General features: G+C 53.2%; 9 protein-coding genes and 1 other RNA gene. 3 read left to right on the top strand and 7 right to left on the bottom strand.

Annotated elements, in window-relative coordinates:
- Positions 1–272: 272 nt before the first annotated feature.
- Genes B7989_RS06185 through B7989_RS06175 form a run of 3 tightly spaced genes read left to right on the top strand, consistent with a single transcriptional unit; the run spans position 273 to position 4,637 of the window.
- Entirely contained in the window at positions 273–1,547 is a 1,275-nt protein-coding gene (locus B7989_RS06185; protein ID WP_088627674.1) for a GspE/PulE family protein, read from the top strand.
- Between the two features lie 24 nt (positions 1,548–1,571).
- Positions 1,572–2,585 (top strand): MlaD family protein, encoded by a 1,014-nt coding sequence (locus tag B7989_RS06180; protein ID WP_088627673.1) that lies wholly within the window; start codon positions 1,572–1,574, stop codon positions 2,583–2,585.
- A gap of 3 nt (positions 2,586–2,588) precedes the next feature.
- Complete coding sequence (locus tag B7989_RS06175; RefSeq protein WP_088627672.1) at positions 2,589–4,637, top strand: ATP-dependent DNA helicase RecG; 2,049 nt, start codon at positions 2,589–2,591, stop codon at positions 4,635–4,637.
- Between the two features lie 9 nt (positions 4,638–4,646).
- Here B7989_RS06175 and B7989_RS06170 read toward each other — a convergent pair whose 3' ends face one another.
- From B7989_RS06170 to B7989_RS06140, 7 genes are all read right to left on the bottom strand, one after another.
- A complete protein-coding gene (locus B7989_RS06170) occupies positions 4,647–4,952 on the bottom strand; it encodes a hypothetical protein (RefSeq protein WP_088627671.1) in 306 nt (101 codons plus the stop codon).
- Positions 4,953–5,201: 249 nt separating this feature from the next.
- An RNA gene (gene rnpB, locus B7989_RS06165) (RNase P RNA component class A) lies at positions 5,202–5,571 on the bottom strand.
- Between the two features lie 66 nt (positions 5,572–5,637).
- A complete protein-coding gene (locus B7989_RS06160; RefSeq protein WP_088627670.1) occupies positions 5,638–6,975 on the bottom strand; it encodes a carboxylesterase family protein in 1,338 nt (445 codons plus the stop codon).
- 59 nt (positions 6,976–7,034) lie between these two features.
- Positions 7,035–7,352 carry a hypothetical protein gene (locus B7989_RS06155; RefSeq protein WP_088627669.1) on the bottom strand — a complete coding sequence of 106 codons (318 nt, stop codon included), beginning with the start codon at positions 7,350–7,352 and terminating at the stop codon, positions 7,035–7,037.
- A gap of 18 nt (positions 7,353–7,370) precedes the next feature.
- Positions 7,371–9,008 carry a right-handed parallel beta-helix repeat-containing protein gene (locus B7989_RS06150; RefSeq protein WP_158212872.1) on the bottom strand — a complete coding sequence of 546 codons (1,638 nt, stop codon included), beginning with the start codon at positions 9,006–9,008 and terminating at the stop codon, positions 7,371–7,373.
- 43 nt (positions 9,009–9,051) lie between these two features.
- Positions 9,052–9,996, bottom strand: a complete 945-nt coding sequence (locus B7989_RS06145) for a TIGR02147 family protein (protein WP_088627667.1) — start codon at positions 9,994–9,996, stop codon at positions 9,052–9,054.
- A 124-nt stretch (positions 9,997–10,120) separates the two neighbouring features.
- Positions 10,121–10,681: a deaminase gene (locus B7989_RS06140; RefSeq protein ID WP_088627666.1), complete on the bottom strand. Its 561-nt coding sequence runs from the start codon at positions 10,679–10,681 to the stop codon at positions 10,121–10,123.
- Positions 10,682–10,694: the final 13 nt, after the last annotated feature.

Raw genomic sequence — 10,694 nt, 5'->3', positions numbered from 1 at the left:
CGCCAGAAGGCTTCTTTAGAACCACCAGCCTAGCTGGTGGTTTTCGTTCTTACAAGTAAGTCCCGACTCACTAGAGTCGGGACTTTTTAATACCGTTCGGCTTACCAAAGACCGCTCGGCTCTATCGTTTAAACAAGAATGTGACTTCGCCTCGCTCTCGCCCACACGACTCGTTCAGACGAGTCGCTTAGGGCTCACAGATTCTGCCCGGCAAAAAAACTTGCAAACAATGTGTTGCACGCTTACGCGGGAATGTTTTTTATTTTCGCGATATGGAACGCATTCTTTCTACGAAATGGTGTCGCGAGCACGAGGTTGCCTTACTCGGCGAATTGAGTGTTGCCGTGACGAACGACAGCGATGACTTTTTGCTTCAGAAGGTGCGAACGGAGCTTGGCGCACCCGTGCAAGCCTGCATCAAGAGCAAGGCAGAGATTCATCAGTTGTTGAGCCTCGATTCCGAGAATTTTGACGATGACTTATTAAAGCCCGAGAATGCGCAAAACGCTTCTTGGGAATCGGAACCGATTGTGAATCTGGTTGACAGCCTGATTGAACAGGCCATAGACTTGAAGGCCACCGACATTCACTTGGAGCCCTTACCGCAGGCATTCCGCGTACGGTTGCGGCAAGACGGATTGCTGAACGACTACAAGAGTTTGCCTTTATGGATTGGCGAACCGGTTTTAGTCCGACTCAAGATTCTTTCGGAGATTGACATTACAGACAAAAGAATTCCGCATGACGGCTCGTTTACCTTTAGCGGGTTCCGCCATAGCGCCAACATTCGTGTGAGCACGCTCCCCGTACAAGGAGGCGAAAAAGCGGTGCTCCGGATTTTACCGACGGCGGGTAGCCCGATTGCGTTTTCACGCCTTGAAAGCGAACCATACACAAAGCTGGAATCACTGCGTTTGAGTCCAACAAGTCTCAAGTTTTTGCGGGAGATGTTCCATAGCCCGCAGGGATTGTTCCTGGTAACAGGGCCGACTGGATCCGGAAAGACAACGACACTCCACGCCGGTTTGCAAGAAATCGCGCATAGGCAAATCAACGTGACGACGATCGAAGACCCGGTGGAGTATCCGCTGGAAGGGGTGGCTCAGGTGCAAGTGAACGAAAAATGCGGGTTCACGTTTGCCGTAGCGCTCCGGGCCATATTGCGCCAAGACCCCGACGTGATCATGGTCGGCGAAATCCGCGACAAGGAGACAGCGCAAATCGCCCTCCGCGCCGCACAGACGGGGCACTTGGTCGTATCGACCCTGCACACGAATTCTGCCAAAGCCGGATTCACCCGCCTTGAAGATTTGGGCATTTCGCGCACGGCCCTGCAAGAATCACTCCTGGGCATTATGGCCCAGCGCCTGGTACGCTGCCGCCCGGCCCAAGCGCTCCCCTATTCGGGCCGCCAAGCGGTGGTCGAGATTCTAACGCCCGACGGCAATTACGTTGACGGCACCCTCCGGGAAAACGCCCTGAAGCTAGTCGAAGACGGAATCACCGACATCACCGAAATAGAAAGAGTGCTAGGGAGCGTGAGATGAGAGATTTTTACTATATTCTCGGCCATGAAGATTTCCGACCGCGCATTGGGTTACATTTCGCTGGTAGCGTTGTTTGGGCTGTTCGCCCTCATCGCCTATTCCATGTGGGATGCCCATCATGAGGAATCATCCATTATTCAGGTCGATTTCGACGAGCTCGGTTCCCTGCAGCCCGAAGACCAGGTGATGATCCGCGGCTATACGGTCGGAACAATTGGCAAAGTTCAATGGCTCGGCGACCGCGCCCGCGTTGAAATCAAGTTCAACGAGCCTATCGTGATTCGCGAAGGCACCCAGTTCAACAACATCAACCATGCGATCATGGGCCAGCGCAGGCTCGAAATCATTCCGTCCAAGACGGGCAAGGTGCTCCCCGAAAGCTACATTCACACGGGGCATTTCGAACCGGGTATTGCCGAAGTGTTGCGCTATATCGAAAACGTGAACGAACAGGTCGAAACGATCCGCCAGATTGTGTACCTGGTAACAAATGGCGACTCGACGCACCGTTCAGCAAGCGACTTGGTGGAATACGTCATTCGCAATATCGAAGTGGCTCTTTCGAACACCGAAAAGACTCTCCAGACTTTACAGCCGGCACTGAACAACCTGTTCAAGCAGGCCGACGTTGCCAGCCGCAACCTGCTCGTGGTGACGAACCAAGCCGACTCCGCTATCGAAACCGTAACCGGCACCATTAACGAAAAACTCGCCCTTGCCGAAAACGCCATGAAGCAGATTTCGGAAGGCGCCACAAAAACAAACGAGTTGATCAACAATATCGAAGCGGACCCCATTTACAGCAAGATTCTGTATTCTTCCGAAACAGTCGACAAGGTGAACGAATTGGTCAACAAGCTGAACGAAATCGTACGCGCCATCGATACCAAGGGTATCAAGATGCTTGACGAAAACGGCAACCCGATCAAGCCCTTCACCTGGAAGAACCTGAACCTTGTCGGAAAGACGGCCCGCGTGAAGGCGCGCGAACGTGCTGAACAGGCCCAAAAAGAAAAGGCCCAGAGCGAAGCAAAGTAAGCCATGGACTTAAGTAACCTCCCCAAGATGGGTCCAAAGAGCCTCGAGGCTCTCAAGTCTGCGGGTATCGTTTCGCTTGCCGATTTCCTATTCAATATTCCCCGTACCTACCTGGACCAGACCAAGGTGACCGCTATCGGGAACCTGCACGTCGGCGACCGCGTCGTGGTAATCGGAAAGATTTTGCGCGGCGGAATTATCCGCGGGCGAGGCAGCCGCTATGTCGCGACCCTGGCCGACGGCACCGGAGAATTGACGCTTACGTTTTTTCAGGGCGCGCAGTACCAAAGCAGGCGACTGAAGCCGGGAACCCGCTGGCTCGCCACAGGCGTTGTAGGCGAATACCGCGGATTCCAGATGACGCATCCCGACATGCAGCCCATGGACGAGGACGAACAGTTCAGCGGCCAGATTCTGCCCGTGTATTCCATGACCGAAGCGATGATCAAGGCCCGCATTACGCAAAGGGCGCTTCGTAACTGGTTCAGCGTGGTGTTTCATTTTCCCGCTTTGACGCTTTCGGGAATTTGCCCTAGGGAACTCACCGATTACCTGCATTACAAGCCCGTCATAGACGATTTGCGCATTCTGCACAAGCCCGCCGACTTCGATTCGATTCGCAAGGCCAAGCGGGAGCTCAAGGTTTTGGAACTGCTCCCCTTCTGCCTGCGCATGGTAAAGCGACGCGAGAACCAGAAGGTTCGCGGGCACGAAAGGCAAATTGACTTGGGCCAGGTCATGCTCGCCAAGTCGCGCTTGCCGTTCAACTTGACCGGCGGGCAGGACGCGGCGCTGAACCGCATTATCGACGGCCTGAACGGCAAAAAGCAATTTCACGCCCTATTGCAAGGCGATGTGGGCTGTGGCAAGACGGTGGTCGCCCTGCTCGCCATGCTGGCCGTATGCGGCGCTGGCGAGCAATGCGCATTGATGGTGCCGACCGACATTTTGGCCAGGCAGCACTTCAAGCAGATGAAACCGTTCTTCGAGGCCGCAGGAATGCGCATTCAACTTTTAGTTGGGGCGACCCCCGCCGCCGAGAAGCGCCAGATTCTGGGCGAACTCCAGATGGGGCTTTGCCAAGCTGTCATCGGAACGCATGCGCTGTTTTCGAAAGATGTGACTTTTGCAAAACTCGGGTTCGTGATTATCGACGAACAGCACCGCTTTGGCGTGAACCAGCGCGAAGCCTTGCTTTCGAAGGGCGAATACCCCGATATGCTTGTGATGAGCGCCACCCCGATTCCGCGAAGCCTCGCCATGACCTTGTACGGCGACTTGCAAGTGATTTCAATTAAAGAAAAGCCTGCAGGCCGAAAGCCCGTGAAGACGCGCCTTGTAAGCCCCGACAAGCGCGGCGACATGAAGAAATTCATTTGCAGCGAGGCGAAGGGCGGAAACTTGTGCTACTGGATTGTAAGCCGCGTCGGCAGCGATGACGAAGGCAACTCTCGTAGCGTAGACGACGTCGTCAACGAACTCCGCGCCTTTGATTCCAGCGTCGTGGTAGAAGGCATTCACGGTCAAATGGACGAAGAACAGCGCGACGGCATTTTAAAGCGATTCGCCGCCGGAGAAGTCCATATTCTTGTGGCAACGACGGTAATCGAAGTCGGCGTGAATGTGCCCGAAGCAAACATCATGGCCATCGACCAGCCCGACCGTTTTGGCTTAGCACAGCTGCACCAGTTGCGCGGACGAGTCGGTCGCGGAGATCAGCAGGCCTGGTGTTTCTTGATGTTGCCCGATGGCGAAGCTGCCACCAATTCGCTGGAACGCCTCACGCAATTCAGCCACACCGATGACGGCTTCGAGATTGCAGAACTCGACCTGCAGACCCGCGGCGCCGGCAACCTGGAAGGTAACGAGCAGAGCGGCAGCTGGGTATTCCGTTGGTTTGACTGGATTGCCGACCAGGAACTCATCGCGCAAACCTTGCAGATGGCCGAAACCATTCTAAAAGACAAGGACTCCTTCAGCGAAGAAGCCCGTGAAAAAATCCAGCTTTGGTATAGCGAGAAGAAATCCGCCAACGAAGACGGCGTGCATTAACCGCACAAATTATTCAAGCATCGGGGCAACCGTCAGAATGACAAGCCCAATCAAGACCACGTTCAAGAAGAAAAAGGAACGTCGCACAATCTTATAGAACAGCGGCAACCAGTGGAAGACATGGTCGCTCGGTTGCAGCAATTCCTTCATTCCAAGAAAAATACTGATTGCACCCGTCACGATCATCATCATGGCGCCCACGTAATAGCCCTCGTTCCAGACGGCAACCGTAAGGGCAATCCCCATGAGTACAGCAATCACACCGATCACCACACCGATGCGTAAAATCAACTTGTTTATTTTGTCTTTATTCAAAATATTTCCCGTACGTTATAAAGTAAATATAAGATAAAATTATTCCGTGAGCAACAAGCGCCTTGTATAAACAAGGCGTGAGTGCGAGAGCGAGGCGATATCACATTTTCATATTTGTAATAAAGCCGAGCGGTCTGTAAAAGGAGAAGGCCTCTGCTGTTAGCGGTTGCCCGCGAAGGGAAAGGAGGGTATTAGGGAGGGCGAAGCCCGCCCTAGTTGGAGAAGGCTTCCGCTGTTAGCGGAAGCCTTCAAATAGGGGCAGTTGTAAGCCGGGTTTTGTACCTTCTTGCGAAGGCGATGACCATCTCTCTGGACGAATCGTTACCGACCGCCTCAAGCAACCTACCCGAATTCCAGCTGGTGCGGGCCACCCCAGGTTCACTTGCGTGAACGGAATTCTGCTTGGTCTTGCACCGGATGAGGTTTACCGTGCCACTCCTGTCACCAGGAGCGCGGTGAGCTCTTACCTCGCCATTTCACCCTTACCTGCCTTGCGGCCGGCGGTTTACTTTCTGTTGCACTTTCTGTCGTGTTTCCACGCCTGGACGTTATCCAGCATCCTGCCCTGTGGTGCCCGGACTTTCCTCCAGCTTGCGCCGGCGGCCATCCGCCACCCCACCCCAAATATAGAAAAACGCCCTCCGAAATGAAAGGGCGCTTTAGAAAGTTTAGAATTTGGCGTTTTTTAGCGGGAAAGGCCAAAACGGACGGGGCGTTCACCCTTGACGCGGAGCACGTACACGCCGCGATCAAGGTCGCTCAAATCAACCGTTTCACCGGCAGAGACTGCACCGTTCTTGACGATACGGCCGCGCAGATCCGTCACTGCGTAAGCGAGGTTGTTTCCCTTCGACACCGTAAAGCTCATGTTGTTTTCACCCATGCGAAGTGCAGACGGCTTAACCAAAGCCACCACAATACGATCGGCGCTAGCAGGCTTCTGCGTCAAGTCATAAAGGAAATCAAAGACCTTCTTTTGCACCTTCACATCGTAATCTTCGTAATCATAAAATTCATGCGGCTGGCCTTCGACAAAGTAGGTGTCATGTTCCACATTGTTTGCCGTAAGCACCGAGTCAATCACATAACTACCGTAAAGAGTCGGGGTCGCCACATGGAACGCCATCGCACCCACCGATGCAGCCATAGAAGGCATCAAGTTTTCAAGAACGGCGGCAATGTTACCCAGCGGGCGTCCTGTCTTCCAGACGACCGTACTGTCGGCTTTACCATGAACCAAGAGAACCGGCTTTTTCACGTCTTCGATAATTTTCGGATCATGCACAGCGCCCCACAAGGCCGCCACGGCATTCGCCTGAGAACCATAGCCCTGCACACCATAAGCATCGAGTCCGCCCAAATCCGGAGCATTCTTTGCTGCCGGCGGAATTTCGGATTCCTTGTCCATGTAAATGTTTTCGAGCGAAAGGATTGCGCCTGCGCTATTGCCAATCAGGTAAATGCGATTCGGGTCAATGCCCAGTTCGTCGGCGTTTGCCCTAAAGTAACGGACAGCGGCACGGACGTCCTGGATTCCGCGGTACACAGTTCTCGAAAAATCGAGGCTATCGATGGTGAGGGCCTTGTCCTTGATGACAGCCGTAATCCCCAGGCGATACTCCACCGCCGCAGTCACAAAACCACGAGCAGCCAGAGAGTCGCAATAAGTCACCGTGTGCTGGTCATAATCGTTCTTGGAGCCTGCCGCAAAGGCACCGCCATGCATCACCAAAACAGCCGGGCGTTTCTTTTCAGTATCGTTTTTCGGCTGGTAAATATCCATCTTCAAACTGACTTCCTTAAGGTCAGTCTCGTTATCAAACAGGTAGACAGGCATGCCATCGTTCAAAGCGGCATACGTAATAATCGCCGCCGAGATGGAATTGAGTGTCTTGAGGTGTTTAACGTTAGAAGCATAGGTGACATCTTTCTTGACAGAGACATCAAACATGCGGTCTTTGTAACGTTCAGCGGCGCCGGCAAAGGCGACCGCGCAAGCCAAGAAAAGGGCAATTTTCTTCATATAATCTCCTTACGGCGCAAATATAGCTAAAGGAGATAATTTTGTCTGCAAAGAGCCGATTAGGAATTCGGTTTGTTTTCGGAGGCTTTTTGAGCTTCCAGTTCCTTTTGCTTGCGCAAGATTTGTTCGCGGGCAAGTTCGGCCTTTGTCTTCTTTTCTGCAAACAAGTTATCCAAGGCCGAAACCGCCTTGCCGTCGGCATCTTTCGCGCGGGAATTGAAGAACAGCGCGAGCAAGAAGAAAACGACCAAGTAGCAGGCCACCGCCGAAAGCAGCGCCACCATTTCGGACCCCGAAGCAGCCTCTACCTTCAGGTAGAGGACAATCGACAGCGGGATTGCAAGCATGAACAGGAAAGCCGGGAGTTTTTCTTTCATGACCGCTAAAGTAGAAAATTACTGGGCTCCGCTTTGCTTCTTGACTCTTAAAGCAAGCTCTGCATCGGCGGAATCAGCCGTATACTTGTAGTCGGGCTTGTAGCCGCGAGCATCGGTAATGAAATCTTCGCCGCCGGCGGTATGCCAGTTGGATTCCATGTCGGCAAAGCCCACCGTAGAATCCACCGGAGCACCGTCATCGTAATACCAGCGGTATAGCGTCACGGGCATTTCGTTATTGAAGATGTTCTTTTCTATCAGGCAGGTAGCGGAATCTGAACATACCACGCCCGACAAATCTAAAGAGTAGAAGAAGTTGTTGTAGGCATGAAGTTTGCCTCCATGAGCAAGAATTCCGTCGCGAGAGAGCCCCTCGAAGTAATTGTGATGCATTGTCAGGCTTTGGGCAGTATCCATAATGATATCGCCGGCAAGTCCGAACAGCACTCCCGTCTGAGCATTTTCAAAACGAGACCAAGAAATCGTGACATTATGCGAGCAGCGCTTCACATCGAATTCCACCAGCGGGTATTCCTCGAAGGTGCAATGGTCCACCCACACATGATGCGTACGGTTATGGATTGAAAGGGCGCGGCGAGAGGTCGTATCTTGCGCTGTAATAGACGGCGCCGTAAAGGTCAGATTTTCAAAGATCAAGTTGCTTGAAGCATCTGTAAGCACACCCATGCCCGAAATGCGGATATCGCGACCGCGGCCATCGAATGTCTTGTCGGACTTCAAACGGAGCGGAGCCTGCAGGTTATAAGTGCCGTCTTTTTCGAAAAGCACCCATACCGGGCCTTCTTTATAGGCACATTCACGGAGCGACCCCGGTGCAATCACCGCCGTCGTTGACGCCGAATCCGTACTGGTCGTGTCTTCGACAATAATGTAGTCTTCGGTTGTGGTCACAATACAGACTTCGCCCTTCTGCTTGCTGATATTGCCCGCAGAATCGGTAACGCCCGCAGCACCGAGTACGCCTACAGCATAGCCGTCGGCCAACTTAATCAAGGCATCGTGTTCGTTCCAGTCGGCATCGGGATATTCACTTGCTGCCGTTTCCTTAGGCTTGACCACATTAATGCTTGAAGTGGAATCAGAGCAGTCTACATACAAGGTATCGCCCGTCGTCGACTGCACCTTGGCCGAATAAACCTCTTGCGGGTCGCCGATTTGCACGTCAAAATCGCCCACCGGGAGCGAGTCAATCACAAAGTGCCCCGTGCTGTCCGGAATCACGTAGCGGTCAAGGCCCGCAATACGGACCACCGGCATCGAATCACCGAGCATCACGTAGCCTTCGATCGAAGAAAGTTCGCCGAGCTTGACCGTATCGATTCTAGCGGCCGACTTTTTCTCCAAGTCTACGCTGCGGATAGCGCCTGTTGCCACTGTTCCATCGACATGGCGAGCCTCCACCGTGTAAGAACCCGGTTCCATCGGAATCTTGACAAAACCCGAATCATTCGTTTCGAGCCAAGGCACCACGCGGTTGCCTTCGGGTAAAAAACCTTCCGGGAGCGCACGCACACGGCTATAAGCGGCTGGCTTACCGCTTGCCAACTGAATCTGCAACGCGATCGTCGATTCGGCTTCGGTACCGCCCGCGACATCGCGACGTTCAGAGCAGCCCACAAAGCTACTGCAAAGCATTCCCGCCACCACGGGAGCTAGAACTGCATATAAAGATTTTCTCTTAAGCTTTGTCCGCACCCCCTTCGGCATTTTCACCGGCGATATCATCACCGGCAACTTCTAATTCGTCGCCGTTCGTCATTTCCATACCGCGAATACGGCGCTTGCGCCCGCGGCGCTGCGGAGGCGGATACGGGTCCGAAAGCGGAAACAGCTGCATGCCGAGCTGGAATACCCGATTGGGCTTTGCGCACTGTCCCACCTTCGCCAAGACTTCGCGCCTAAAGCGGCGCACCATCTCGACCAATTCCTTGTAAGTCGGCTCGTCGCAAGCAAAGGCCAGCGTCGACAAATTGCGTTCGCCGCGTTCAAAACGGTCTAGGGCGTCTTGGGCCACATTCAAGTTCTGCTGGATGTAAGAGTTGACCGCCGTACTGAACGACTCCGAACCGCTCGAAATCAGGCCCTGCGTCTGTTCGTAAAATCCTGTTGTCTCATTCTTCTTGATCATCGAGAGGCGTTCCAGCAACGCAATCGAAGACTTAACCTGCGAGGCCGTAATCGGCGGACGCACCATCAAGCCGAGTGCCGCGTCATCGCCCACATACGGGTAAAAAGTTACCAGTTCGCGAATCACCGCATGGTACCAGTGGTCAAAGTATTCGAACTGGTCCTTGGCCACATTTTCGACCTTGCATTCCTTGGTGGCCACCAGCTTTTCCAGGTATTGACGGCTTTCGGAATGGTTCTTCGCCTGGTTGAACGCCACCATGTCGGCAAAGTAGGCCTTTTCGCGGTCATCATTGCAAAAGATATCGGCAAACACCGAAACCAGACGGCTGGTCAAGTTGCGCTTGCCCTGCAGAATCTTGTTGAACATCGACGCATCGAACCCGGCACGGTCGGCAATATAGCGATGACTAAAACGCCAGTCACCCTTATGGCGCTCTTCATAGGCGTCACGCAAGAATTCGCGGTAGTTCAAGTATTCAAAAAGATTCACCATATTAAAAATCCATAAAAAAAACCGAGCGCAAATTACTCCCGGTTATCAATATAATAAATATTTCGCCAAAAAGTCTACATTTAAGCAAAAATTTATGTCCACACTTTTCGGTGTGTGATAAAAACTACTTTTTCGGCTTCGAAACCACCGGACGAATGCGCTTGCCACACAGAGTCACGATAATTCCCGCCTGCGCAAACATGTAGTAAGCCGTGTCGCGGCTGTTGTTCAGCGTAGACTTCGGGTCGTAATCGTCCTTGGTCACGAACACTTCGGCAACGCCCGAAAGGCTCACGTCCAGGGCGCAACGTTCACACGGGAAACCGATCACGTAGAGTTTGGATCCCGGAGGAACCTTGCCGCGGGCATAGTGCAGCGCGTTGATTTCGGCATGTACCATGAACGGGTACTTGTTCGCCTCGAACTCGTGGTGGCTCAACAGCTCGCCCGAATCGGCATCCAACAAATCGTAAGCCAGCAACTGCTTTTCGCGGGTGTACGGCACCGTCTCGTCATCAAAGCCAGCCGGAGCGCCGTTGTAGCCGGTACTGATTACACGACCGTCGGCCGACACAAGCACGGCACCCATCTGGGTATTCTGATCTTTACTGAGGCGCGCCTGCGCGCACATCATCTGGGTATAGACTTCGTCACGAAGCTTGCTGCGAGATTCTGATTTATTCATACCTTAAAATATA

This window comes from Fibrobacter sp. UWB5 (assembly GCF_002210295.1).
Lineage (GTDB): Bacteria > Fibrobacterota > Fibrobacteria > Fibrobacterales > Fibrobacteraceae > Fibrobacter.
The sequence above is the reverse complement of the archived record's forward strand: the minus strand, read 5'-3'. Positions and strand labels throughout refer to the sequence as shown.